This window comes from Hungatella sp. (assembly GCF_046966825.1).
In genome coordinates this window covers 12,285-37,747 of the sequence record NZ_JBKVCZ010000047.1, presented here as the reverse complement: position 1 = coordinate 37,747, position 25,463 = coordinate 12,285, and the positions used below count along the sequence as shown (strand labels likewise).

General features: G+C 50.2%; 23 protein-coding genes. All 23 read left to right on the top strand.

The window, feature by feature from the left end:
* The first annotated feature begins 15 nt into the window (after positions 1 to 15).
* The 23 genes from ACLTD4_RS15800 (at position 16) to ACLTD4_RS15690 (ending at position 25,450) form a co-directional block, all read left to right on the top strand.
* The gene (locus ACLTD4_RS15800) at positions 16 to 1,182 is read left to right on the top strand and encodes an MFS transporter (RefSeq protein WP_117622009.1); all 1,167 of its coding nucleotides are present in this window, start codon (positions 16 to 18) and stop codon (positions 1,180 to 1,182) included.
* 1 nt (position 1,183) lies between these two features.
* Positions 1,184 to 2,221, top strand: coding sequence for an aldose epimerase family protein (locus ACLTD4_RS15795; protein WP_117622010.1), 1,038 nt, complete (start codon positions 1,184 to 1,186; stop codon positions 2,219 to 2,221).
* 17 nt (positions 2,222 to 2,238) lie between these two features.
* Positions 2,239 to 3,507 carry an ROK family transcriptional regulator gene (locus ACLTD4_RS15790; RefSeq protein WP_117622011.1) on the top strand — a complete coding sequence of 423 codons (1,269 nt, stop codon included), beginning with the start codon at positions 2,239 to 2,241 and terminating at the stop codon, positions 3,505 to 3,507.
* A 53-nt stretch (positions 3,508 to 3,560) separates the two neighbouring features.
* On the top strand, positions 3,561 to 4,514 hold the full coding sequence (locus tag ACLTD4_RS15785; RefSeq protein WP_117622012.1) for an aldo/keto reductase: 954 nt from the start codon (positions 3,561 to 3,563) through the stop codon (positions 4,512 to 4,514).
* A gap of 15 nt (positions 4,515 to 4,529) precedes the next feature.
* The gene (locus ACLTD4_RS15780; RefSeq protein WP_117622013.1) at positions 4,530 to 5,654 is read left to right on the top strand and encodes a galactose ABC transporter substrate-binding protein; all 1,125 of its coding nucleotides are present in this window, start codon (positions 4,530 to 4,532) and stop codon (positions 5,652 to 5,654) included.
* A gap of 159 nt (positions 5,655 to 5,813) precedes the next feature.
* Positions 5,814 to 7,328: a sugar ABC transporter ATP-binding protein gene (locus tag ACLTD4_RS15775; protein WP_117622014.1), complete on the top strand. Its 1,515-nt coding sequence runs from the start codon at positions 5,814 to 5,816 to the stop codon at positions 7,326 to 7,328.
* 52 nt (positions 7,329 to 7,380) lie between these two features.
* The gene (mglC, locus tag ACLTD4_RS15770) at positions 7,381 to 8,394 is read left to right on the top strand and encodes a galactose/methyl galactoside ABC transporter permease MglC (protein WP_002604934.1); all 1,014 of its coding nucleotides are present in this window, start codon (positions 7,381 to 7,383) and stop codon (positions 8,392 to 8,394) included.
* A gap of 26 nt (positions 8,395 to 8,420) precedes the next feature.
* A complete protein-coding gene (locus ACLTD4_RS15765) occupies positions 8,421 to 9,911 on the top strand; it encodes an L-fucose/L-arabinose isomerase family protein (RefSeq protein WP_117622015.1) in 1,491 nt (496 codons plus the stop codon).
* A gap of 12 nt (positions 9,912 to 9,923) precedes the next feature.
* Positions 9,924 to 10,769 (top strand): class II fructose-bisphosphate aldolase, encoded by an 846-nt coding sequence (locus ACLTD4_RS15760; protein WP_117633876.1) that lies wholly within the window; start codon positions 9,924 to 9,926, stop codon positions 10,767 to 10,769.
* A 12-nt stretch (positions 10,770 to 10,781) separates the two neighbouring features.
* On the top strand, positions 10,782 to 11,768 hold the full coding sequence (locus ACLTD4_RS15755) for a carbohydrate kinase family protein (RefSeq protein ID WP_117622017.1): 987 nt from the start codon (positions 10,782 to 10,784) through the stop codon (positions 11,766 to 11,768).
* Positions 11,765 to 12,157: a VOC family protein gene (locus ACLTD4_RS15750; protein WP_117622018.1), complete on the top strand. Its 393-nt coding sequence runs from the start codon at positions 11,765 to 11,767 to the stop codon at positions 12,155 to 12,157. Before ACLTD4_RS15755 ends, ACLTD4_RS15750 begins: the two co-directional genes overlap by 4 nt.
* Before the next feature lie 13 nt (positions 12,158 to 12,170).
* Positions 12,171 to 13,304, top strand: a complete 1,134-nt coding sequence (locus ACLTD4_RS15745; protein ID WP_117622019.1) for an alpha/beta hydrolase — start codon at positions 12,171 to 12,173, stop codon at positions 13,302 to 13,304.
* Between the two features lie 13 nt (positions 13,305 to 13,317).
* A complete protein-coding gene (locus ACLTD4_RS15740; protein ID WP_055653274.1) occupies positions 13,318 to 13,842 on the top strand; it encodes a hypothetical protein in 525 nt (174 codons plus the stop codon).
* Entirely contained in the window at positions 13,835 to 15,223 is a 1,389-nt protein-coding gene (locus tag ACLTD4_RS15735; protein ID WP_117622020.1) for an L-fucose/L-arabinose isomerase family protein, read from the top strand. Before ACLTD4_RS15740 ends, ACLTD4_RS15735 begins: the two co-directional genes overlap by 8 nt.
* Positions 15,224 to 15,554: 331 nt before the next feature.
* Positions 15,555 to 15,686 carry a K(+)-transporting ATPase subunit F gene (kdpF, locus tag ACLTD4_RS15730; protein ID WP_081034157.1) on the top strand — a complete coding sequence of 44 codons (132 nt, stop codon included), beginning with the start codon at positions 15,555 to 15,557 and terminating at the stop codon, positions 15,684 to 15,686.
* 29 nt (positions 15,687 to 15,715) lie between these two features.
* Positions 15,716 to 17,422: a potassium-transporting ATPase subunit KdpA gene (gene kdpA, locus ACLTD4_RS15725; protein ID WP_117622021.1), complete on the top strand. Its 1,707-nt coding sequence runs from the start codon at positions 15,716 to 15,718 to the stop codon at positions 17,420 to 17,422.
* 25 nt (positions 17,423 to 17,447) lie between these two features.
* The gene (kdpB, locus tag ACLTD4_RS15720) at positions 17,448 to 19,535 is read left to right on the top strand and encodes a potassium-transporting ATPase subunit KdpB (protein WP_117622022.1); all 2,088 of its coding nucleotides are present in this window, start codon (positions 17,448 to 17,450) and stop codon (positions 19,533 to 19,535) included.
* A 35-nt stretch (positions 19,536 to 19,570) separates the two neighbouring features.
* Entirely contained in the window at positions 19,571 to 20,221 is a 651-nt protein-coding gene (gene kdpC / locus ACLTD4_RS15715; protein WP_055653278.1) for a potassium-transporting ATPase subunit KdpC, read from the top strand.
* A 4-nt stretch (positions 20,222 to 20,225) separates the two neighbouring features.
* Positions 20,226 to 22,151 carry a sensor protein KdpD gene (locus ACLTD4_RS15710; protein WP_117622023.1) on the top strand — a complete coding sequence of 642 codons (1,926 nt, stop codon included), beginning with the start codon at positions 20,226 to 20,228 and terminating at the stop codon, positions 22,149 to 22,151.
* A gap of 342 nt (positions 22,152 to 22,493) precedes the next feature.
* Complete coding sequence (locus ACLTD4_RS15705; RefSeq protein WP_181988576.1) at positions 22,494 to 22,640, top strand: hypothetical protein; 147 nt, start codon at positions 22,494 to 22,496, stop codon at positions 22,638 to 22,640.
* 157 nt (positions 22,641 to 22,797) lie between these two features.
* Entirely contained in the window at positions 22,798 to 23,304 is a 507-nt protein-coding gene (locus tag ACLTD4_RS15700) for a CarD family transcriptional regulator (protein ID WP_055653280.1), read from the top strand.
* Positions 23,305 to 23,540: 236 nt separating this feature from the next.
* Positions 23,541 to 24,590, top strand: a complete 1,050-nt coding sequence (locus ACLTD4_RS15695; protein ID WP_117622024.1) for a DNA adenine methylase — start codon at positions 23,541 to 23,543, stop codon at positions 24,588 to 24,590.
* On the top strand, positions 24,581 to 25,450 hold the full coding sequence (locus ACLTD4_RS15690; protein WP_025530644.1) for a Dam family site-specific DNA-(adenine-N6)-methyltransferase: 870 nt from the start codon (positions 24,581 to 24,583) through the stop codon (positions 25,448 to 25,450). Before ACLTD4_RS15695 ends, ACLTD4_RS15690 begins: the two co-directional genes overlap by 10 nt.
* Positions 25,451 to 25,463: the final 13 nt, after the last annotated feature.

The window sequence follows — 25,463 nt, the reverse complement described above, 5'->3', positions numbered from 1 at the left end:
AAAGCGAGGAACGCCATGAAAGGGCTGAATCTGTACCTGATTAACGGGATGTACTGGATTACAGCATCTCTGTATCTGCCTTTTATTACGATGTATTTTTCACAGAAAGGGATGGATTCCATGCAGATCGGGATTCTGTCAGCACTCCTTCCGATTGCGTCTCTGACGGTACAGCCTCTATGGGCGGCACTGGCTGACCGGACAGGAAGACGGCGTCGTGTCCTGATTCTGCTGAATCTGTGCTGTGCGGCGGCAGTTCTGCTCTTTCCCGGAACGGGTTCCTTTGGTGAAATCCTGGGAGCGGTAACCTGCTATGCTTTATTTAACAGTGCTGTGCTTCCGATCTGTGACGCATTGGTGGTGAGTCAGGCGGAAGAGAAAGGAATCAACTTTGCATGGGTCAGAATGTGTGGGACGGTCAGTTATGCAGCTATCGTTTTGGGTATGGGATTCTACTTGAAAAAACATATGAACCTCATGTTTTATGGAAACAGTGCATGCTTTCTGTTGTTTACACTGCTCTGTCTGACGCTGCCAAAGGACAAAAAAACTTTGAAAGCGCAGGAGCAGGAAAGACGAGGTCCGGAAGCTGATCAAACCGTAAAAAAGGCAGGGAAAGGTCCAACATTCCAATCGAAGGAAATTTACCTGATCCTTCTCTTCGCCTTTGCCATGCAGTTTGGAATCAACTACTATTCGGCCTTTCTGGGGGTATACCTGCTGGAGCTGGGATACAGCCAGTCGCTTCTGGGCGTGCTGAACTGTATCTCGGCGCTCAGTGAGATTCCGGTTTTGCTGCTGATTCACAGGCTGTCACGCCGGTATAAGGAAACCGTGCTGCTGACTGCGGCTGTAGGCTGTATGGCCTTAAGACTTATATTGTTGTCCGCCGGGAACGTAGCGCTCATGGCGGCGGCGCAGCTTTTGCAGGGGCCTTCGTATATGGTGTGCTACTTTGTCTGCGTCACTTATATCAACCGCATGGTGGTGCCGGGAAAGATATCCCAGGGGCAGAGCACGCTGGCATTCGTCCAGATGGGGCTGGGCAGTCTGAGCGGCAGCCTGCTGGGCGGAGTCCTGGCCAGTGTGTATGGGATAAAAGAGGGATTTTTGATTATAGCTTTTTTATTGCTGGCCATAACGGTCGCGGCAGGCATAACGGCAGGATGGAGAAGAACGTAAAATGAAGATCAGGAGAATGGGAACACTTCCGGATTGTACCGATGTTCAGGAAGTGGTGATTGCGAACGAATCCGGAATGGCGGCCCATATTATTACTTACGGTGCTGTCATTAAGAATCTGAAGGTTCCGGATGAGAATGGGAATATGGATGATCTGGTGCTGGGACAGGATACGCTGGAAGAATACAGAAGGAATCCATCCTGCAGCGCGGCTGTTATAGGCCGGGTGGCGAACCGGATCAAGGGCGGTGAATTCCATGTGAACGGCCGGGGGTACTGGCTTGAACGCAACGACCAGGGCAATTGTCTTCACAGCGGAAGCGCGGGCTACGCATCGAAGAATTTTCATATAGCAGCTGGCGGAGACGACTGGGTTACGCTGTACTGGAAGGATTCCGCAGCAGATGGGTTTCCGGGCAGTGTCTCGCTTGAAGTCACCTACCGTGTGACGGCCGATGATGCACTCGATATTCGTTACCGGCTCATACCGGAAGAGGATACTCCGGTGAACCTGACCAATCATGTTTATTTTAACCTGTCTGGCGGGAAGGATGCAACTGTTTTTAACCATGAGATGAGAATAATGGCTGATTTCTATACGCCGGTAACCTCAGACAGGATTCCAACCGGAGAAATCCGGAAGGTAGCCGGAACGAACCTGGACTTCACCAAACGGAGAACGTTAGGCGAGGTGCTGAACAAAACGTTAGGCCTTGATGATAACTATGTGCTGCGCGGCTGGGGCTACCGGAAAGCAGCGGAGCTATGGCATGAAAAGAGCGGAAGATGGATGGAGGTCTATACAGACCAGCCGGGGATTCAGATATATACGGGGAACCACTTTGACGGCAGCCTCGCCTGTAAAGGCGGTGTACGCTATGAGAAATATGCGGGTATCTGCTTCGAAACACAGGGATTCCCCAATGCAGTCAACTGCAGCCATTTTCCGGACTGTATTGTAAGAAAGAACACGGTGTTTGCCTCAAGGACGACATACCGGTTTCACATCGGACCGCAGCCGGAAGGGAATGGAAAGTAAAGTGAGGATGATTCACCATGCTGGATGCAAGAAAGGTGAAGGCAGAAAAGCCCAGGAATATCAAGCGAAGAAACCAGAAGGCGATTGTCGCACTGCTTCAGAACAATACGGAGATGACAATACCGGAGATCGCTGAGCGGCTGGAACTGAGCAGGACATCGGCCACTCAGATTGTAAATGAACTGTGCAAAGAAAAGGTATTGAAAAAGGTGGGCACCAGGGACGCGACGACCGCCGGAGGAAAGCCCCCCAGAGTTTTTTCCATGAATGCATCATTCCGTTACACGATTATTGTAACTATAGGGAACGATTTTATCAGCTGTAATATTTCCAATATGAAGTGCCGCGTCATTCAGAAAAGAGTGCGGGATATCGCTGATATCAGCAAGTGGAATGGCTGGAATCTGGCGATGGAGGTTACCGTGGCTGAAGTGAGGCTTCTGCTGAAAGAAAGCGGTATCCGCAAGGAACAGATTTGTATGATGGTAGTGGCGTGCGGGGGCGTTGTTGATAGAAAAAGAGGAGTATGTATGTTTCCTATTGGAACAAAGCGCAGGAACGATTTTCCCGTTTGCGAATTTCTTCGGACAGAACTTCAATTTTCATTTCCAATTATTATTGACAATGTGGGACGTTTTCTGGGGTACGCAGAGTTGTTAGAGGACCCATCCCTGAATCACAAGACAGTGGCTGCATTATTTATGCACTCCGCGGGCAGTGTGGGAGGCTGTGTGATTGAGAAGGGGGAACTTTTGTATGGCAGGCACGGTTATCAGGGTGAATTTGGCCACCTTCTGGTAGAGACACATCAGGGCAGAGCGTGTGTCTGCGGAAACGACGGGTGCCTGGAGAGTATGATGTCACCGGAATCCTTAAGAGCGATCTGGAAAAAGCATGAGGCGGCGTATCCGTCTGTCATCCTGGACCGGCGGAAAGCAGGGGATATCCGGGAAGTCTTCCGGGAGGCCAATGGCGGTAATCCGCTGGCCAGGGTCATGGTGGATGAGTTTGCCGTTTATGTGGCGAGAGCGATTTATAATATCGTTCTGATGTATGATCCGCAGCAGATTATTTTACAGGGGCTGCTGGCTTACGGGGGAGAATACTTTGAAAAGAAACTGAATGATCTGGTAAGGATTTTTCCTTCCTATGGCAACGCAGAGACAGGGATAGTCACATATTCGAAGATAAGCGATTCAGACGGAGGATTTATAACCGGGGCGGCACTGTACGCGCTGAATACCTGTCTGTTTGGTGACAAATACCTTTTCGATATAGAGCAGTAAAGAAACTTGGGGGATTATTAAAATTCACATATAAGAAAAAGGAGGAGGCAGTTATGAGGTACAAGCATTTTAAGAACGCCGATGTATCCGTCTCGGCACTGGCGGTGGGCACCTGGGCGATCGGCGGCCAGAATTATGGCCAGGTTGACCGGAGTGATTCGGTAAGAGCGATCCGGACCATGATTGACCAGGGAGTCAACCTCGTAGACACGGCGCCGTGCTATGGGAACGGTGCGTCTGAGAAGATTGTGGGGGAGGCGCTTCGGGGGATTCCGAGAGATCAGATTCTTATTTCTACGAAATTTGGTCTGATCACAGACGTCTATTCCGGCGAATACATAAAACACGCCAGCTATAAGAGCGTCATGCGCGAGGTGGAAAGCTCTCTGATGAATCTGGAGACGGATTACATCGATTTTTACTACGTCCACTGGCCGGATGTGAACACACCCATTGATGAAACCATGGCGGCATTAAACACACTGAAAAAACAAGGAAAGATACGGTTCATCGGCGTATCCAATTTCAGTGAGGAACAGATTCTGGCAGCAGAGGAATTCGCTGATATCGATGTTCAGCAGCCCCCGTATTCCATGGTAAACCAGAAGTTTACCGGTCTGATGAAGTGGGGATATGAAAGAGGAATCGATTCCATGACCTATGGCTCTCTCGGCTCCGGAATACTGACGGGTGCAATCCGTACCATGCCTGATTTCGAACCGGGTGATATGAGACTGACATTTTATGATTTCTTCAGGGAGCCGGTATTTTCTAAAATCATGGAATTTTTAAAGACCATGGACCGGATCGCCGAAGGTCACGGCGTCCCCGCGGCGCAGGTGGCGCTTAACTGGAGTACCCAGAAGGAATTTGTGGGAACGGCGCTCTGCGGTGTCAGAAATGAGCAGGAGGCAGCCCAGAACTGTAAGGCGTTTGAGTGGAAACTGGCCGAGGATGAGATCGCGGCTTTGGATCAGGAACTGGTAAGATTAAATATAGGTTTTTAAAACGGGAGGAAGCATATGAAAAAAACAGTTAAAAAGGCACTTGCATTATCCATGACAGCAGCATTATTTATGACAGCATGTTCCCAGAAGGCGGCGGAGACGCCTCCTGTCACGGCAGGAGGAGATACAGGGACGGCGGCCACAGAAGCGGCAGCCGCGGCCACGGAAGGCAAATCAAAGGCCGAGCGCCCGGTGGCAGGTATGACATGCTATATGTATTCCGATACCCATATTGCCAATGTACGTAATACTGTGTTAAAAGCAGCGGAAACAGGTACTGTTTCTGTCGAGACTTCCGATTCCCAGTTTGACGTGGGCCTTCAGATGAACGCCATGGACGCGTTTGTGACAAAAGGCTGTAAATATCTGGTGATCAACAATATCAATACCAATGCGAAGGATCAGGTTATCGATGTGGCTCGCAAGGCGGATCTTCCGATTATTTTCTGGAACACCGATTCTCCTTCGGACGAAGAGATGGATTCTTACGGCCCCTGCTATTTCGTCAGCTCTGCGGCCGAGCAGTCCGGTGTCGTGCAGGGAGAGGCTGCGGCAAAATACTGGAAAGAGCATCCGGAGGCAGACCGCAATGGAAACGGCAAGATGGATTACGTCATGCTGATGGGGCAGATCGGAAACTACGATACGGAGATGAGAACCAAGTATTCCATCGATACCGTCAAGGAAGCCGGAGTGGAAACCAACTGCCTGCTGGAGGTTGTCTGCGAATGGCAGAGAGCGAAGGCGCAGGATCAGATGGCATCCGTAATTTCCGCTAATGCGGATGATATCGACATTGTATTTGCCAACAACGATGACATGGCCCTCGGAGCAATTGAGGCGCTGAAGGCAGCCGGATACTTTACTGACGAAAGTAATTACATTCCGGTACTCGGCGTTGACGCGACCAAAGTAGGACTTCAGGCACTGGAGGACGGAACGATGCTGGCAACCTCATTAAACAATCCGGTAACCATGGGGAAATGTATCTATAAGATCCTGGAACTTCTGGAAGCAGGAGAAGAAATCACATCAGAAAATCTGGGATACGATATCGACGAACACAAACGGGTATGGCTGGATTATGTGGCGATAACCAAGGATAATCTTGAAGACGCAGATCTTTCAAAATACGAATAGTCGCCAGTCCTTTTTTGGTGGACCGGTATGATACATACCGGTCCACGCTCATTGTAACGGCTATTTCTACGGACCGTATTCCGGGCGGATGTGCCTGCAGGCCCGTCTGGCGGCTGCCGCGAAGGGATGACCGTATAAACAGAAGCAGGAGAAGACAGTATGGAAGATAAGAGTATCATATTGGAAATGAAAAACATCAGCAAAAGCTTTCCGGGGGTAAAGGCATTGAACGGCGTTTCTTTTACGCTGAGGCCAGGAACGGTACATGCTCTGATGGGAGAAAATGGCGCGGGAAAATCGACTCTGATGAAATGTGCGTTCGGCCTGTATGATCCAGATGAGGGAGAGGTGTATTTTAAAGGAGAAAGAGTACACTTCGATAATCCCCGTCAGGGTTTGGAAGCAGGAATATCCATGATTCATCAGGAACTGAATCCGATCCGCAGAAGGAGTATAGCGGAAAATATCTGGGTAGGACGGATGCCGGAGAAGAAGATTGCGGGACTCTCTTTTATAGACCATAAGAAGATGTATGAGGAGACGAAACGGCTTTTTGACCAGCTTCATATGAATGTAGACCCCAGAACACAGGCGATCGAACTTTCGTCATCCGTGCTTCAGCTTGGTGAGATTGCGCGCTCGATCTCTTATGGGGCGAAGGTCATTATCATGGATGAGCCCACATCATCTCTTACAGAGACGGAGACCGCTACGCTTTTTGAAGTAATCCGTAAGCTGACCTCGGAAGGAATTGCTATTGTATACATATCTCATAAAATTGATGAAATTCTCAAGATATCCGATGAAGTGACAATTATGCGTGACGGCTGCAAGATCGGAACGTGGCCGGCGGAAGAACTGACAGAGGAACTGATTGTAAACCGGATGGTGGGCCGTCAGATGGATAACTGGTTTCCGGAACTTGACAACAAGCCGGGAGACGTGGTTCTGGAGGTCAAAAATTTCACTTCCCCCAATCCAATGTCGTTTCAGGACTGCTCGTTTCAGCTGCGCCGGGGGGAGATCCTGGGGCTGGGCGGACTGGTGGGAGCACAGAGAACCGAGCTGATGGAGGCGCTGTTTGGAATCCGCAGCGTTCAGTCGGGCGAGGTCTATAAGGACGGAAAAAAGATTTCCATCAAATCATCGGCGGATGCCATTGCCAATAAAATCGGACTTCTGACGGAAGAACGAAGGGCGACGGGAATCATACCGGGGGCTAGCGTGCTGGACAATACAGTAATAGCAAAGCTTGGAGAATACAGCAATGTCATGGGAATGCTGGATTTGAAAAAATGCCGTCAGGATACGGACGAGTATATTAAAACCATGAATATAAAAACACCGACCAGGGACACGAGAATTGCCGATTTATCGGGCGGAAACCAGCAGAAGGTACTTCTTGCCAGGTGGCTGTTGACAAACCCGGATATTTTAATTCTCGATGAGCCGACTCGAGGAATCGATGTCGGTGCCAAATACGAAATTTATACCATCATGCTGAATCTGGCAAAGGAGGGAAAGTCCATTATTATGATTTCCTCAGAGATGCCGGAACTAATGGGAATGTCAAACCGGGTGATGATCATGTGCGAAGGGCATGTGACCGGTTTCCTGGAAGGGCCGGACATTGATGATTCCAAGATTATGCAGTTTGCCAGCAAGGTGAGTTAAATCTGCCGGGGACCGGCGGTGGGTACGTCCGGGCCCGGATAAGGAGAAAGGATTGGTTAATATCATGCAGACGAAGCAGTTTGATATAAAGAAATGGGCGCAGAACAATGCGATCTATCTTGTCTTAATCGCAATTATTATATTGATAACAGTAAAGAATCCGGCATTTCTGTCCCTCCGTGTATTTCGGGATATTTTAATGCAGTCTTCAACGAGGCTGATTATGGCAATGGGGTGTATGTTTGTTATTCTGTCCGGAGGTGCTGATCTGTCCGGAGGCCGTATGCTCGGCGCGGCGGCTGTCCTGGCGGGGTCACTTGCACAGATGTCCACTTACGCCAATAAGTTTTTCCCAAATCTGCAGGAACTTCCGATTATCGTTCCTATCATCGCCTGTCTTCTGATGGGGATGGCTATGGGACTGTTAAACGGAATCGTAGTGGCGAAGCTAAATGTTCCCGCTTTTATTGGCACGTTGGGCGTTCAGCTTATTATTTACGGCGGAATCTCCATTTACTATAACATGGAGCCAAACCGTTCCCAGCCGTTAGGCGGTTTTTTAAAGACATACTCAAAGCTGGGTACCGGTTCCTTCTTCGGTATACCATATATATTAATCATTGCGGTCGTTCTGATGATCGCCTGTCATATCGTACTGAATTATCACCGGTTTGGAAAGACGCTGTTTGCCGTGGGCGGCAATCAGGAGGCGGCCAGAGTCTCAGGAATCAACGTCCAGAGAATTATTATGATCGTCTATATTATCGCCGGAGCATTTTATGGACTTACAGGAGCGCTGGAGGCGGCCAGAACCGGCGGCGCTACGAACAATTATGGGCAGGGCTATGAACTGGATGCCATCGCTGCCTGTGTGGTTGGCGGCTGTTCCGTGGCCGGAGGTGTCGGCGCAGTTCCCGGTGTAGCGATTGGTGTTACGGTATTTACCGTGATTCAGTACGGAATGACCTTCGTTGGAATCAATCCATACTGGCAGAATGTTGTAAAAGGAGCAATCATAGTAATTGCAGTAGCTATTGACGTTCGTAAATATGCAAAGAAACGGTAAGCGTTTCTTCGCGGAGAGGATAACTTATGATTCGATATACACAGGACAGAATGATCGTACTCGGTATGGTTCCGGTCCGCAGGGATATGTTCCCGCCGGAACCGTCAATTGCTTTAAAGGACCGGGTGGTAAAGCGGTTTGAAGAGATGGCGGAAAGTAATGGAGATATCCGTCTGGTAACCATAGATGCGGTGGTCGACGGCGGTATGCTCTGGGATCTTCGTGATGTGGGAAAGGTCGTGGATTTATTCCGGGCGGAGAAGGTAGATGCGATCGTCTTTCCGCACTGTAATTTCGGACAGGAGGAAGTGGTAGCAAAGACTGCTGCGGAGATCGGAAAGCCGGTTCTCATATGGGGGCCGAGAGATCCTTCTCCGGAGACGGATCAGTCCGGCAAGACCGGCCCGAGAGATTTCGACACACAGTGCGGAATGTTTGCAACCTCCAGAGCTCTCAGGCGTTACCATGTACCGTTTACCTACATAGAAAACTGCTGGCTGGACAGCCAGGTGTTGGACCGTGGTTTTGAAGAATTCCTGCGGGTGGCTTCCGTTGTAAAGGCATTCCGGGGCATGCGGATCGGTCAGATCGGAGTGCGGCCGCGGCAGTTCTTATCCGTCAAGATTAATGAATCGGAGCTGCTTTCCAAATTCGGCATTGAGATTGTCCCGATCTGGCCGGAGGAGGTAAAACGTACCGTTGAGAAATTAAGGAGAAACATGCCTCTGTCACCGGAAGGCTGTGAGCTTCCCATGGGACAGCCGCCTCTTCCGTCAGGAGAGGGAATGTTACCGGATCCCCGGATTGCCAATATCGTGAAAGAGATTGAGGAAGCCGTGGACTGGTCTTCGATCGGCCACGAGGCAGTGGAGAAGATGGCATATTTAGAAGCTGCCATTATGGATCTTGCCTCAGTGAACCGATGTCAGGCGGTAGCGGTGGACTGTTGGGGCTTCTCCCAGGATTCCTATGGAATCCCGAGCTGTTTTGTGCTGGCGGAGTTGTTTGACCGGGGACTGCCTGCGGCATGTGAGACGGATATTCATGCGGCCGTTGGCGCGGTTCTGCTGCAGGCAGCAGCCAGATACGCCACTCCGGCGTTTATCGCTGATGTCACCATACGCCATCCGGAGGATGATAATGCGGAACTTCTCTGGCACTGCGGGCCTTTTGCAAAATCACTTGTGAGGAAGGGAACGGTTCCGGCTGTCAGAGAGTGCAAGGGAATGTATGAGATCGAAGGCGGACCGCTTACTGTGGTACGGTTCGACCAGGATGATGGAAACTACATGCTTCTGGCTGATGAAGGCGAGGGAACAGAAGGTCCAAAGACGACTGGGAATTACGTCTGGTTCAAAGTGAAGAACTGGGTGAAATGGGAGAAAAAGCTGATGTATGGACCGTATATTCATCATGTAAGCGGAATTCACGGCAGCTTTGCAAAAGTACTAAAGGAAGCCTGTAAGTATCTGGGCCCGGTCGCACATGACAGCGTCGAGCCCGTGGAAGAGATGTAGGAGGGGAATGGAATGCCGTACGTAAAAGTAAAAGAACTGCTGGCAATGGGAAAAAAGAACAATGCATGTGTACTCGCGTTTGACGCCGCTGATGTCAATATGATTAAATCCGTGATTAAGGGTGCGGAGACCGCCGGAAGACCGGTGATTGTCATGTTGTATCCCGGTATGAGAAATATCATGCCCTTCGGTGTGTTTGCGGAAGTGACCAGATATTACGCAGAACGTGCATCTGTCCCGGTAGGGCTGCATCTGGATCACTGCAGCGATTTTGACATGATTCTTGAGGCGGTTCATGAGGGCTTCCCATCGGTGATGGCAGATGGCTCCGTTCTCCCGTTTGAGGAGAATGCGGCGTTTACAAAAAAGGTGGTGGAAGTCGCCCGGAATTTCGATGTTGATGTGGAAGGTGAGCTGGGACATGTGGGAACGGCAGCCGATTCCGATGAATTCAGCCGGAAGGAGTTTTTTACCAGACCGGACGAGGTCAGGGAGTTTGTGGAGAAGACGGGAGTCACCTCTCTTGCCGTGTCTTTCGGCAGTGCGCATGGGTTATATAAGAGCACACCGAAACTGGATATCGAACATTTAAAGACCTTGAGCGCAGCTACGGATATTCCTCTGGTTCTTCATGGCGGTACCGGAATTCCGGATGACCAGCTGGCGCAGGCCTTTTCCAATGGAATCAATAAGATCAACATCGGAACGGAATTCTTCAATTTAAATACGAGGTTGAATCAGGAATTCTATGCACAGGACTTTTCGAAGGCGGATCCCTTTGGGTTCCCGGAATATATACAGCCAAGACTGACCGAATATATTGCGGGCAGGCTGGAACTTTCGAAAATCGTATTGTAAAAGGAGTCTGTCATGGAGAAGGTTTATGATGTAATTGGGGTGGAAAATCCAATCATGGATTTTGCGGTGAGCATTGACCGGCTGCCAAAAACGGATTCCATGAGTGTCATGCACGATTATTTATGGCAGTCCGGAGGAAACGCCTCTTCCGCCATTGCGGCGCTGGCCCGTCTGGGGGCGAAGTGCAGTATGCTGGGAGTGGTGGGTACCGACGAATTCGGTATATTCTGCCGTGATGATATGGTTCGCCACGGTGTGGATGTCTCTCATTTATATACACAGGAGGGAGGGACGACCTTTACCATCTGTCTGGCGGAGGAAGAGACAAAAGGCAGGAGCTTTCTGGGGAAAATGGGCGTAAACGGACCTCTGACCGACGTACAGGTGGATGAGTCCTACATCGCAGGGGCAAGGTATATACACACCAGCATGATTGAATGCTCTGCAAAGAAAAGAGCTGTTGAGTTAGCAAGAAAGAACGGGGTTCTCGTATCGGTAGACGGAGGGGCGTATACGGCCGAAGCGGACTTCCTGGTGACAAACTCTGATATATTGATTATATCGGAGGAATTCTACGGCGCGCTGTTTGAAGACGGGAATTACGTGGAGAACTGCAGAAGGCTGGTTGAGAAAGGGCCGCAGATCGTCATAGTGACGCTGGGATCCAAAGGCTGCGCAGGGGCGGACCGGTCAGGGAATACATTCAGGCTCCCTCCGTTTTCAGGACACAAAATCGTCGATACGACAGGAGCCGGAGATGTATTTCACGGAGGTTTCCTGTACGCACACAGTCAGGGCTGGGAGCTGGAATACTGCGCAAGATTTGCAAGCGCGGTATCGTATATCAACTGTACCAGTCTGGGCGGCAGAGTGGGAATTCCTGACCGTGCCATGGTGGAACAGTTTTTAAAGGACAACACGATCGACTACTCCGGTATTGAACCGAGAAAGGCATTCTACCGGAATGTGATGAAATTTAATAGGGGAAGGGATTTATGAAAACAGAAGAAGGAATCCGCAGTTCTCATGTGGGGATTAATGTCAGTGATCTGGACAGAAGCATTGGGTTTTATGAGTCTCTCCTTGGTTTTCAGCTGGTTAGCCGGATTGTTCTTGAGGATGGGCTCAGAATCGGATTTCTCGAGCTGCCGGAGCAGTTCCAGATCGAACTGGTGGAGACCGGCATTGATGAGCTGCGTGGAGATGGAGCATGGAACCATGTGTGTCTGCGAGTGGCGGATTTTGACGAGTGCTGCCAGAGGCTGCAGGCGGAAGGCATTATCTTTGAGACGGAGAAGCTGTTTAGGAAGGAATTCTGGGAACACGGCATGAAGTTCGCATTCTTCAGGGGACCGGATGGAGAACGCCTGGAGATTGCAGAATATTAGGAGGGGCTTCAACATGGACAGAAACTTGTATCAGAAACTATTGGTAAGCTTGAAAGCCGGGGAAAGGCGGATCTGTGCAGACGGGGCAGAGATTGTGGTCCGCAGCTGTTATGACCGGGAGGAAGGCTGTCTCGATCCGAGGACGGAGGCTGCTGCGACGCTGACACGGGAAGATTTCGAGACGCGGGCTGGCGAGATAGACCCGGAGCTGTTAAGAAATCAGGACAAGCTGCTTGGAATGGATAATCCGGAGGGGCATACCCTGCTGGAACAGCTGCGATATCAGTTCGGCTGGAGGACTCTGGACCGAAGTTCCGGAGTCAGAACCAGATTTGTCTCTATGGATCAGGATGGATACAGAGGTGTGAGGTGGATCTATACACCGGAGGACGGGAAAGCAGAAAAACCATGTCTGATATTTATTCACGGAGGAGGCTTCTTCGGAGGCGATACACTGACCGTGGAGAATCAGTGTAAGCGTTTTGCCGAACTGGCAGATGCCGTTGTTATCTCTGTAGATTATCCGCTGTCGCCGGAAGTGAAGTATCCGGTCGCATTTCACATGTGCTGTGAGACGGTCCGATGGGTATGGGAAAACGCGGGTATGCTCGGCGTGGACAGGACGAAGATCGGGATTTCCGGAGATAGTGCGGGCGGAACCATGGCTGTTACGGTAACTCTCTGGGACAGACAGGAAGGGATTGGCTGTATTTCCTATGCAGGCCTTATCTACCCGTCTGTCGTGTGGGACCCGGATATGAGTAATCCGTACTATGTGTGGAAGAGAGATATGTTTGACAATCCTGGCGGAAACCGGATTATTGAGGAACAGATCGAGACGACCGGAGCGATGAAAAGAGAAGTATGCGGCTGGTATTTAGAGAATAACGAAGATATCCACACTCCGTATATCAATCCGGTCGAGGGGGATTTTAAGGGATTTCCGAAGACGTTAATTATGACTGCGGAATACGATTACTTAAGACCGGAGTGTGAGCTGTTCACAAAGATACTGCAGGATGCGGGAGTGAGCGTACGCCATATCCGCTATGGAGGAATTGTTCATGGCACCTTTGATCGTCTGGGCTACGCCCCTCAGGTTGAAGATATGCTGATGGAGATGGCGGCGGATTTCGCCTGCCTGTGAAGGAGGGAACGTAATGAAAGAGATTAAGGTGCGGTGTCTGAGTGATGAGGCGTTTAGAAAGTATGGTGTATATCAGAAACTGACAGCCGATGCGGAAATGAAGAACAGAGTAATTCCGTGCGGAGATTTTTATCCCGATTTACTGACACTGGATTTTGGAAAAACTACCCTGCCTACGGTCTCCTGCTGTCATGTCTATAAACAGGACCGGATGGTCGTGGACTTTCTGGAGTACCATAAATATACGTGCGAAGGCCTGGTCCCCCTTGACGATGATGTGATTATCTATGTGGGCGTACCGGAAATGGGAGAACTGAGAATTGAGAATCTGGAAGGATTTTATGTTCCCAAACACACCTTTGTAAAACTGAATCCCATGATCGTCCATGGAGGGCAGTATCCGGTGAATGAACCGGAGGCTCATTTAATCTGTATGCTTCCAGGAAGGACATTTCAGAATGATATGGTGTACTTAAGGATTGAGGAAGAGGATAAAAAGGGCGTACTGATTATGCAGGAGGGAAATGCTCATGTATAAACAGAAGGTTATACTGGGGGTAGCTCCGGTTAAGAGAAGCTTTCTAAGCATGGAAGAAGCTGTTCGCCAAAAGAATCGTTTTATGGCGGTGATCAGAAGAACACTGTCCAAATCAGTGGATATCATTGATATCGATGATATCAGTGAGAACGGAATCTGCTGGAGGACGGAGGAGACACCCGCAATCGTGGAGAAATTTAAGACTGCCGGGATTGATGCGCTCTTCCTCCCGTTCTGTGATTTCGGAGAGGAACAGGCAGCGGCACAGATTGCGGCATCGTTTCATCTGCCGGTGCTGATCTGGGGAGCCAGGGACGAGAGGCCGAATACGGACGTAAGCCGGGGACGGGATACCCAGTGCGGAATGTTCGCTGCGACTAAGGTGCTCAGGCGCCATGGTGTGAAGTACAGCTATATTTATAACTGTGAGACGGAGAGCGATGCATTTGCACAGGGATATGACCGGTTTATCCGAACGGCGGCTGTGCTGAAGGCACTTCGGAACCTGCGTCTGGCAAAAATAGGCGACCGCCCGGTTCCGTTTATGAGCGTCATGACGAATGAAGCCGATTTGATCCGCCGCATGGGGGTTACTGTGATCCCTATTTCTCCTGCTGAGGTAAGCAGACGGGCAAAGGAGATCATGGAAAAGAAAACGGAGGATTTTCTTTCCTACTACAATGATCTGACTGGGCGTATGAACACAGATGCGATGAGAGAGGAACTGGTAGAAATGGCAGCGGCCACGAAGCTGGCGCTTTCAGAGCTTATGCGGGAAAATGACTGTTCCGTGGGTGCATTTGAATGCTGGTCCGCCTTTCCTTCCCTGATCGGTGTATGCCCGTGTGTGGCATTGGGGGAGATGGCGGATGAAGGGTATCCTCTCGCATGTGAGGCGGATGTTAATGGAGCAATTACCCTTGCGATTCTGCGGGCATGCAGTCTGTATGAGAAGCCGCCGTTCCTGGCTGATTTGACAATCCGCAATCCGATTCATGACAATTCAGAACTGCTGTGGCACTGCGGCCCATTCCCCTATTCTTTAAAGGCGGAGGACAGCCCGGCCGCACTGGTGGACGGGCAGGAGCGCTTTCGGATGAGGCCGGGTCATATGACCACATGCCGGTTCGACGACGCGGAGGGAAAGTACTATCTGTTTGCCGGGGAAGGCGATACGACGGAAGGGCCGGAGACCAACGGAACCTACGTCTATCTGGAAGTAGACGACTGGAAACGGTGGGAAGAGAAGCTGATGTTTGGTCCATACATTCACCATCTCGGTTGTGCATACGGCTCTTATAAGCCAGTATTAAGAGAGGTGGCCAGATATCTCGATATCATATTTGATGATGCGGATGTCCGGGAAACTTATAGCCTGTAAAGGAGATGGTATTACGAAATCTATATAGGATGTCAATTAAATAATTCCCAAAAAACAGAAAAGTTCCACTCTTTTTCAAAAGAGCGGGGCTTTTCTTTATTTACAGAATATTTATAGCAATCACTGGAATCGCCTTGGAATGTTTATACGGAGTGATGATAGAATAAGAATCTGTTACAGAACAGATTAAGGAGGTAAAGGGCATGATGGACATTTGCATGATCGGAACTATTTTAGTCAGCTGTATTCTCATGAAATTGTTCGTAAACTGGTGCGATTCCCAGGTGGATCCGAAGCCAAAGAAATAAGGCGTGTAAGCGGATAAAAGGGAATGCAGCACGAAAGATTTACGAAGAGACAATTCAGCAGACAAGGAGTGAGCGGTATGGTGATTTTAGGCGTTATCATTGCGGGATTGGCGGCATATCTGGTGTATGCCCTGGTTAATCCTGAGAGACTGTAGGGCAGAAGATATGAGGAGGAATAACTGAAATGTTTCAGATTATGATGACATTGCTTTTCTATATGATACTGGTAATCCCCGTTGGAATTTATCTGTATCATGTGGCAGCGAAGCAAAAGACGTTTGCAGATCCGGTATTTGACAGGATTGACAATTTGATTTACAGGGTTTGCCGGATCAACCGTGAGAGTATGAACTGGAAGGTCTATGCACTGAACCTTATTATGACCAACGCAGTAATGATTTTAATCGGATATGTGGTACTTAGAGCGCAGGGGCTGTTGATGCTGAACCCAAACGGAATCGGAGCTATGGAACCAACGCTCTCCTATAATACGATCATATCCTTTATGACCAATACGAATCTCCAGCATTATTCCGGTGAGTCGGGACTATCCTATTTAAGCCAGGTGGCCGTTATTATATTTATGATGTTTACTTCGGCGGCAACCGGTTACTCAGCCTGCATGGCATTTTGCCGCGGTCTGTCGGGGCGGCCTATGGGGAATTTTTATGAAGATATGGTCAGAAATACCACCCGTATTCTGATTCCACTCTCCTTTATCGTCGGCCTGATCCTGATCTGGCAGGGGACGCCGCAGAACTTCCAGACGAATTTCACCGTACATACGCTGGAAGGAAAATGGCAGGATATTGCTACCGGTCCGATCGCGGCATTGGAATCCATTAAGCACGTCGGTACCAACGGCGGTGGATTTTTAGGGGCAAACTCTTCCACACCGCTGGAGAATCCGACGATTATTACCAATCTGGCAGAGCTGTATTCCATGATGATACTGCCCGGAGCCTGTGTGATTGCCTTTGGACATATGATTGCTGACCGGAGCCGGGGAACCGGTAAAAAAACTGTTTTCGGCAGTCAGGGGAGAACGGTATTTGCAGCAATGGCAATTATTTTTCTGATCGGAATCGCCGTTTGCTATACAGCAGAGAAGGCAGGGAACCCCATTCTGGCAGGCGTTGGATTGAATCAGAGTATGGGCTCCTACGAGGGAAAGGAAGTCCGGTTCGGAATCGCCCAGTCGGCTCTTTTTACCACAACGACTACCTCGTTTACCACGGGAACGGTCAACAATATGCACGATACGCTGACCCCGCTGGGGGGCATGGTGCCGCTTCTGCACATGATGCTGAACTGTGTATTTGGAGGTAAGGGCGTAGGGCTTATGAACATGGTCATGTACGTGATCCTTGCGGTTTTCCTGTGCGGATTGATGATCGGCCGTACGCCGGAATATTTAGGAAAGAAGATCGAAGGAAAGGAAATGAAGCTGGTTGCCATCTGTCTGATCGTGCATCCGCTCCTGATTCTTGGCTTCTCTGCACTGGCCGTTGCAACGCCGGGAGGATTGGCCGGTATTACAAACCCCGGATTCCATGGGCTGACACAGGTCTTGTACGAGTATGGCTCCTCCGCCGCCAATAATGGCTCCGGATTTGAAGGGCTCGCTGACAATACCGCATTCTGGAACATTACAGCAGGACTGGCCATGTATTTTGGACGTTTTCCGGCAATTATCATTCAGCTGGCAATCGCAGGCAGTATCCTTGCAAAACGCAGGGTAAATGAGACAATCGGCACACTCAGAACGGATAATGTGATATTTACACTGATACTCGTATTTATCGTATATATTTTCGCGGCATTGACGTTCTTCCCGGCACTTGCCCTTGGACCGGTCGCAGAACATCTGACGAACTGGTTCCCGTTATAGAGTTGAGTTTAGGAGGCAATTTCAAATGTCAAAAAAGAGACAACAGTCAACAAAGTTTATAACGCGTGACATATTAAAGAGCTCCGTAATCGGAGCGTTTCAGAAGCTTGATCCCAGATATATGCTTAAAAATCCGGTAATGTTTGTGGTGGAAGTCGGATTTCTAATTACTCTGGTTCTCTGCTTCGTCCCCAACCTGTTTGGAGATGTGCAGGCACTCGCCGGTAAGCTTCCGGCAGCGTCCTTAAGAACCTATAATGTGATTGTGACGCTGATCCTTTTTATTACGGTTTTATTTGCGAACTTTGCCGAGTCGGTGGCGGAGGGACGTGGAAAGGCCCAGGCGGAGACGCTGAAGAAGACGAAGAAGGATACGGTCGCCCATTTACTCAGGGACGACGGCTCAGAAACGGAGGTTTCCGCTTCTGAGTTAAAGAAGGGGGACGTTGTCATTGTAAGAATCAATGAGCTGATACCCAATGACGGAGAGGTAATCGAAGGAATTGCCTCCGTTGATGAGTCGGCTATTACCGGTGAATCCGCTCCCGTTACGCGTGAAGCAGGCGGCGATTTCTCATCAGTAACCGGCGGCACCACGGTGGTGTCCGACTGGCTGAAGATCAGAATAGCAGCGGAGCCGGGCGGTTCCTTTCTCGATAAGATGATTGCTCTGGTCGAAGGGGCATCCAGGCAGAAGACGCCCAATGAGATAGCTCTTAACACCTTGCTGGTCGGCCTGACCATCATATTTCTGATTGTCATAGTCTGCCTCTATCCATTTGCGGTTTACTCCGGCGTTCAAATTCCGGTTGCAACCCTTGTGGCGCTCATGGTCTGCCTGATCCCCACTACCATTGGCGGCCTGCTCTCCGCAATCGGCATCGCCGGGATGGACCGGGTGACGAGGTTTAATGTCATTGCCATGTCGGGAAAAGCGGTGGAAGCCTGCGGTGACGTAGACACCATGATTTTCGATAAAACGGGTACCATCACCTTTGGAAACCGTCTGGCTGCGGATTTTTATCCCGTGGAAGGCATAGACAAAATGGATTTAATCGACCTTTCCGTTCTCGCTTCCTTAGAAGATGCCACACCGGAGGGAAAATCCATCACGGATCTGGGTTATAAAATGGGCAGCCGCGTTGAAAAATCGATGGCGGGAAAAATGAATTTTATTGAATTTACAGCTCAGTCAAAAATGTCCGGGGTGGACTTATCTGACGGCACCAGAATTCGTAAAGGTGCGGGAGAAGCCGTAAAAGAGCTGGTTTTGGCCGAAGGCGGCAGAATCCCGAAGGATCTGGATAAAATTGTGGAAGAGATCTCGAAGTTGGGCGGAACACCTCTTACCGTCTGCGCCGATCATAAGGTTTACGGCGTCGTCTATTTAAAGGATACGGTCAAACCTGGACTGGCGGAACGTTTTGCCAGGTTAAGGGAAATCGGAATCAAGACGGTCATGTGTACAGGAGATAATCCCCTGACTGCGGCCACCATTGCGAAAGAAGCAGGCGTGGACGGATTCATCGCAGAGTGCAGGCCGGAAGACAAGATAACTGAGATTAAGAAGGAACAGGCAGAAGGAAAGATCGTAGCAATGACGGGAGACGGAACCAATGATGCGCCGGCCCTGGCCCAGGCGGACGTGGGGCTGGCAATGAACTCGGGCACACAGGCCGCCAAAGAGGCCGCCAACATGGTAGACCTGGATTCGGATCCGACGAAGATTCTGGAGGTGGTCGAGATTGGGAAACAGCTTCTGATCACGAGAGGTTCCTTAACGACTTTCTCTGTTGCAAATGACGTTGCGAAGTATTTTGCAATCATACCCGCCATGTTCCAGCTGGTGATTCCACAGATGAACATGCTGAATATTATGAAGCTGACTACCCCGTACAGCGCAATCTTGTCGGCTCTGATCTTTAACGCAGTCATTATCCCGAGCCTGATCCCCATAGCCATGCGCGGCGTGAAGTATAAACCGATGCGTTCGGAAAAAATGCTGCTGAAAAATATGGGAATCTACGGTGTCGGCGGAGTGATCGTGCCGTTTATCGGCATCAAACTGATCGATATGATTGTGGCCCCACTGCTGGCCGTGCTGGGCCTGTAGACCAACGGGCAGAGAGCGTATGGAAGGAGATTTGGATGAAATCATTTATGAATTATTTTAAAAATGCATTGATATGTACCATCGTCCTGGGTGTCCTGTGCAGCGTTGTCTATCCGGCGGCGCTGACACTGGCCGGGCAGGCATTTTTCCCGAAACAGGCAAACGGCAGCCTGATTACAGTTCAGGTGGACGGACAGGAGCAGACGGTAGGCTCGGAGTTTGTAGGACAGCAGTTCGAGGATTCCCGTTTTTTCCATGGGAGAGTGTCCTCCGTAAACTATAACTGCTATACGGATGAGGAGAAAGAGGACGGCAGCTACGGCGGCGTATCTTCCGGATCGTTTAACTACGCAAACTCCAACCCGGAATTAAAGGCACGTGTGGAAGAAGATATGGCGGCCTGGATGGAGGCGCACCCGGATGTGAAGCAGGAAGACATTCCTTCAGATCTCCTCACCGCTTCCGGTTCCGGACTGGACCCTCATATAACGGTTCAGGGAGCGCGGGTACAGGTTGGGGCAGTGGCGAAGGCCTCCGGCCTGACGGAAGAGGCGCTTAATGATATCATAGACCGAAACACGACGGGAAAGCTTTTGGGCATATTTGGGGAAGAGACAGTTAACGTGCTGGGATGCAACCTGGACATTGCGGAAGCATTGGGCATGATCACGAGAGAGCAGGGATAGAGTAATGCAGGAAAATGACACGCGCCCTGATCCGGAAGTGCTGCTGGCCAGGCTTAAGGAGGAAGAGCAGGAAGAAGGCGGCCGCGGAAAGCTCAGAATTTATCTGGGCTACGCGGCCGGTGTCGGAAAGACATATACCATGCTGCAGGCCGCCCATGAGGCTGCGGACAGCGGAGAAGACGTGGCAGCAGGTTACATAGAGCCTCATGTCCGCCGGGATACTCAGAAGATGGCCGAGAAACTGGAGACGATTCCGCCGCTGATGGTATCATACAAAGGAACAAAGCTGAGAGAATTCGATTTGGATGCCGCTTTAAAACGCCATCCACGGATCTGCCTGGTGGATGAGCTGGCTCACACTAACGCTCCCGGCCTGAGACATGTGAAACGCTACCAGGATATCGAGGAACTGCTGGACGCGGGAATCCATGTGTGGACGACCGTAAATATTCAGCATCTCGAAAGCTTAAACGACATTGTGGGAAGCATTACCGGAATTACCGTGCGGGAAAAGTTCCCGGACAGCGTATTTGACCACGCCGATCAGGTCAAGGTCGTGGATATAGAGCCGGAGGAGCTGTTAATCAGGCTCTCAGAGGGAAAGATTTATAAAAAAGAGCAGGCGGAGCGGGCCGTAAACCATTTCTTCACAAGGGAAAAGCTGGCGGCCTTAAGAGAGATCGCACTCCGGCGCACGGCTGACCGGGTGAATCATCTGGCGGTGGAAGAGAAGAAAAATCATCAAAAGACGGGAGACTATTATACAGGAGAGCACATACTCACCTGTATTTCTCCATCCCCGACCTGCGCGAAGGTGATCCGGTCGGCGTCGAGGCTGGCCTACGCATTTCACGCGGAATTTACGGCTCTTTACGTCGAAACGCCGCAGATGTCAGGGGCGTCTCTGAAAAATAAGAAGGCGCTGGAGGACAACATACAGCTGGCGAAGGCTTTGGGGGCGAAGATTGCCACGGTATACGGGGAAGACGTCGCATACCAGATCGCCGCCTACGCCAGGGTGTCAAACGTATCAAAAATCGTCCTGGGAAGAACGAATCACCGGATCATCCTGGGGCAGACCAAGGGGACCCCGGCGGAACGGGTGGCGCAGTACGTCCCCAATCTGGATATTTACATCATACCAGATGCGACGGCGGCTGGAAAACGGCGTGCGCTGACGATGAGTGACTTCGGGCAGAAAATGACCGCGTATAAACATATTTACACGGATACGCTTAAGATTACGGCGTTTACCTGCCTGGCCACCTTTCTTGTGTTCCGGATATTCGGGATATGGATGGCGCGGGAGCATGTGATCATGCTTTTGATTACGGCATTTATCATTGCAACGCTGCTCACAACCGTCAAACGCCAGTCCCAGGAACTGATAAAAAAGTCTCACCGTCTGGAGATTCTCCTGGAGAATTCTTCCCGGCTCAGAAGGTGCGTCACGATCAGGGACGTAGAGAATGAGGTGGCGGAGCGAATCGTCCAGCTGATGGATTTATCGGTCATCTTTTATTTACGGGGAGAAGGGGATCATACGCTTCCCTTTCATGGGCCTGATTTTTATCCGAAAAAGGGTGTGGCGGCGTCGGAACTGGAGTTTTTTAAGGAGCAGCAGGAGACGGCCACGGCCGGATGGGTGATGAGCAATGGAAAACGGGCCGGATGCAGTACGAGCGCCCTGCCCAGCGCGAAAGCAATCTATCTTCCCGTGAGACTGGATGAGACCGTCTACGCGGTGGTGGGAATCTATCTGGAAGAGGGAAGGGGGATCGCTGAATTTGAGTATGGAATCATCAGTGCGATGCTGAATGAGGCGGCGCTGGCATTCTCGAAACGGTACGGTGATTTCTGGGGACATAATCCCGGTATGCAGGTGAAGCCGAAGAACGGGCAGGCGTCAGCCCCGCTCCGCAGAATGTGAAAAACTCTCGTTATAAAGCGGGAGTTTTCCTCTTATCTATATCAAAGCCTTCATGGAAGTCGGAAGTAAATCACGTTCTCTGTTTATTTGGAGGAACAAAAAACAGCGCTTCATGATCTTACTTTCTCTTACCGCTCCTGCAGCAGGATATCAGCATACATGGAAAGCTAAGGCAGCAGTCACCCTGCGGAAAGCAGAGTCCGCGCCGGCAAGGAGGATCAAACCGGTAATGCTGTTGTGGCGGCTGTTGCGGAATCACTTACGATAAATCTTCTATAATGATTGGGAAGAAGAGCCGCAGGGATTTGTCCTGCTGATATATAGTATGACAGGCTGTACCGTTTGGTTACGGTCGTTCCCAAGAAGCCTGTCCTTTCGGCTGCCGCGCACCGTGAGTCAGACGGGGCAGACCGGGAAGCGGAGACCGACAGGACTGTGATCTGTAACGTGTTTTGGAGTGAGTATGCCAATTACCAGGAAAAATACTGACAAATGCCTGCATGATGTGCTATAATAGAAGTAAATCAAAATTGATGCCTTCGGACGCAATCACTTCTGAAGCATCTTTTTTTTATTCTCAGACGCGGTTTTGTCTCTGAATGATCGATTTGGCGGTATCTGTTGGTTGGTTTCAAAGGAGGTAAAAATGTATCAGGTAAATGACCATGTTGTCTATGGAAACTATGGGATCTGTGTGGTAAAGGCGATCGGAAAGCTGGAGATGGATTCGGCTGCGAAAGACCGGCTTTACTATACACTGGAACCGTTGTATTCGGAGAAAAATACAATCTATACCCCGGTGGATAAAAAGGACGCTACTATGCGCTGCGCGATTACGGAACAGGAGGCATGGAATCTGATTGACGGAATTCAGGGACAGGAGATGATACAGGTCGCCGATGAGAAGAGAGCGGAACACGAGTACAGAGAAATTATGAAGACAAATGAGTGCACGGGATGGAGCCGGATTATCAAGACCATCTATTTGAAAAACCGGAAACGTCTGGAAGGCGGAAAACGGTACACGGCGAAGGACGACGTCTATTTACGTCTGGCCGAAGACTTTTTGTACCGGGAACTGGCAGCCGCTCTTAACGTAAATAGGGAAGATGTGGAATCAATCATATCGGACAGGGTAAAGCAGCTGAGCTGATGTGATAAGACTGCCCCGCAGAAAAACATTTTTCTGTCAACTTTTTTGATGGCAAAAAAGCAAAATGCATGGTAAAATAAGAATAATTGTGTGCAGTTAAATCCCCCGCAGCGAACTACGGGGGATTTGCCCCGTGAACGGCAGTGCCCGATAAAGAGGGGGGGCTGCCATCAGACGGAACGACAGGCTCGTTACCCGCGGGAATCAACAAAAGTCGAAACAGAGGGACAAGAACAATGAGGTTTATCGGAAGCAAGACATTGCTGCTGGATCATATCAGAGCGGTTGCAGAAGAGAAGGCGCCGGACGCCCGGAGCTTCTGCGATATTTTTTCGGGAACAGCGGCTGTGGCGAGACATTTTAAGCAGTGGTATGAGGTGTATTCCAACGATCTGCTGTATTTTTCATACGTACTGCAGCGCGCTACCATAGAGAATGACAGTGTGCCGGAGTTTGGACGGCTGAAGGAAGAGCTGGGCATTACGGACCCGGTGGAGTACTTTAACGGAAAAGAGACCCGGGACATGGAGGAACTGGTGCAGGAGAGACGTTTCTTTCAGAATACGTACGCCCCAACAGGCGGCCGTATGTATTTAAACGATGACAACGCTCTGCGCATTGACTATGCCAGATGTACCGTGGAGGACTGGAAGAACGCGGGACTGTTGGATGAGAATGAATACTACTATCTTGTGGCCTGCATCGTGGAAGGAATCCCGTTTGTATCCAATACTTCCGGTACGTACGGTGCGTATCACAAGAGCTGGGAACGGCGCAGCTATAAGAAATATGAGCTGTTCCGGCTGGATGTGACGACGAATCACAAGGAGAACCGCTGTTACAACGAGGACGGGGCCGAGCTGTTAAAACGGCTGCAGGGCGACATTCTCTACGTTGACCCGCCCTATAATGAGCGCCAGTACCTTCCGAATTACCATGTTCTGGAGACGGCGGCCAGGTATGACTACCCGGAGGTTACCGGCGTCACGGGTCAGAGGCCCTATGAGAATCAGAAGTCGGAATTCTGCATGAAGAAGAATGTGACCGACGCCTTTGAACGGCTCATCAGCAACGCCCGTTTTCAGCACATCATTTTAAGCTACAGTACGGATGGCCTGATGACGACGGAGGACATCGAGAGAATCATGAAGACGTATGGAAAACCGGAGACATTTCACATTTATGAGATTCCATACCGGAGATATAAGAGCAGAAAGGTGAAAGAGACCGAACGCTTAAAGGAGCTGCTCGTTTACGTAGAAAAGCAGGTGGAACCATGTATATAAAGAGCCCGCTGAACTATACCGGGGGCAAATATAAGATATTAAAGCCGGTTCTGGGCGCATTTCCGCGGCAGATCGGCAGCTTTGTGGATCTGTTTGCCGGGGGCTTTAACGTGGGGATCAACGTGGAGGCGGACCGCATCTTCTGCAACGATCAGATCACGTATTTGATCGGGATGTTTGGCCTGTTCCGGGAGACGGAGACGGAGGTGCTTCTTACGCGCATCCGGGGGCTGATCGCCGCGTACCAGCTGACCCAGCAGAATAAGGAAGGCTACCTTGAACTGAGACGCCACTATAATGAGAGCAAAGATTTGACGGAGTTATTCGTTCTGACCTGCTATGCGTTTAACCATCAGATCCGTTTTAATAACAGCCATGAATTTAACTCGCCCTTTGGGACGAACAGGAGCTCCTTCAATGGGAATATCGAGAAGAATTTAACCGCCTTCTGCCGGGCCTTGAAGGAGAAGGATATCGTATTTTCCACCACGGATTTCCGGGAGATGGATTTGGGATTCCTGGGAGAAAACGACCTGATTTACTGTGATCCGCCGTATCTCATATCCACTGGCTCCTATAACGATGGGAACCGCGGATTCCGGGACTGGCACGAGGAGGAGGAGGCGGCGCTCTTAGGGCTGCTGGACCGGCTGAACGGTCAGGGAACGAGATTTGCGCTATCCAATGTCCTGTATCACAAGGGACTCTCCAACGATCTTCTCATCGAATGGAGCCAAAATTACCATATCACCTACATCGATAAGAGCTACGCCAACTGCAACTATCATTTTAAGGACAGGGACGCGGTGACGGTGGAGGTTCTGATTACCAATTACGTGCCGGAGGGTGCGGAGGAATAGAAAGCGTTATGCA

Bases quoted from the DNA above. Each gene is read 5' to 3' on its own strand.
- ACLTD4_RS15800 (WP_117622009.1), top strand. From the start codon at position 16: ATGAAAGGGCTGAATCTGTACCTGATTAACGGGATGTACTGGATTACA.
- ACLTD4_RS15795 (WP_117622010.1), top strand. From the start codon at position 1,184: ATGAAGATCAGGAGAATGGGAACACTTCCGGATTGTACCGATGTTCAG.
- ACLTD4_RS15790 (WP_117622011.1), top strand. From the start codon at position 2,239: ATGCTGGATGCAAGAAAGGTGAAGGCAGAAAAGCCCAGGAATATCAAG.
- ACLTD4_RS15785 (WP_117622012.1), top strand. From the start codon at position 3,561: ATGAGGTACAAGCATTTTAAGAACGCCGATGTATCCGTCTCGGCACTG.
- ACLTD4_RS15780 (WP_117622013.1), top strand. From the start codon at position 4,530: ATGAAAAAAACAGTTAAAAAGGCACTTGCATTATCCATGACAGCAGCA.
- ACLTD4_RS15775 (WP_117622014.1), top strand. From the start codon at position 5,814: ATGGAAGATAAGAGTATCATATTGGAAATGAAAAACATCAGCAAAAGC.
- ACLTD4_RS15765 (WP_117622015.1), top strand. From the start codon at position 8,421: ATGATTCGATATACACAGGACAGAATGATCGTACTCGGTATGGTTCCG.
- ACLTD4_RS15760 (WP_117633876.1), top strand. From the start codon at position 9,924: ATGCCGTACGTAAAAGTAAAAGAACTGCTGGCAATGGGAAAAAAGAAC.
- ACLTD4_RS15755 (WP_117622017.1), top strand. From the start codon at position 10,782: ATGGAGAAGGTTTATGATGTAATTGGGGTGGAAAATCCAATCATGGAT.
- ACLTD4_RS15750 (WP_117622018.1), top strand. From the start codon at position 11,765: ATGAAAACAGAAGAAGGAATCCGCAGTTCTCATGTGGGGATTAATGTC.
- ACLTD4_RS15745 (WP_117622019.1), top strand. From the start codon at position 12,171: ATGGACAGAAACTTGTATCAGAAACTATTGGTAAGCTTGAAAGCCGGG.
- ACLTD4_RS15740 (WP_055653274.1), top strand. From the start codon at position 13,318: ATGAAAGAGATTAAGGTGCGGTGTCTGAGTGATGAGGCGTTTAGAAAG.
- ACLTD4_RS15735 (WP_117622020.1), top strand. From the start codon at position 13,835: ATGTATAAACAGAAGGTTATACTGGGGGTAGCTCCGGTTAAGAGAAGC.
- kdpF (WP_081034157.1), top strand. From the start codon at position 15,555: ATGCAGCACGAAAGATTTACGAAGAGACAATTCAGCAGACAAGGAGTG.
- kdpA (WP_117622021.1), top strand. From the start codon at position 15,716: ATGTTTCAGATTATGATGACATTGCTTTTCTATATGATACTGGTAATC.
- kdpB (WP_117622022.1), top strand. From the start codon at position 17,448: ATGTCAAAAAAGAGACAACAGTCAACAAAGTTTATAACGCGTGACATA.
- kdpC (WP_055653278.1), top strand. From the start codon at position 19,571: ATGAAATCATTTATGAATTATTTTAAAAATGCATTGATATGTACCATC.
- ACLTD4_RS15710 (WP_117622023.1), top strand. From the start codon at position 20,226: ATGCAGGAAAATGACACGCGCCCTGATCCGGAAGTGCTGCTGGCCAGG.
- ACLTD4_RS15700 (WP_055653280.1), top strand. From the start codon at position 22,798: ATGTATCAGGTAAATGACCATGTTGTCTATGGAAACTATGGGATCTGT.
- ACLTD4_RS15695 (WP_117622024.1), top strand. From the start codon at position 23,541: ATGAGGTTTATCGGAAGCAAGACATTGCTGCTGGATCATATCAGAGCG.
- ACLTD4_RS15690 (WP_025530644.1), top strand. From the start codon at position 24,581: ATGTATATAAAGAGCCCGCTGAACTATACCGGGGGCAAATATAAGATA.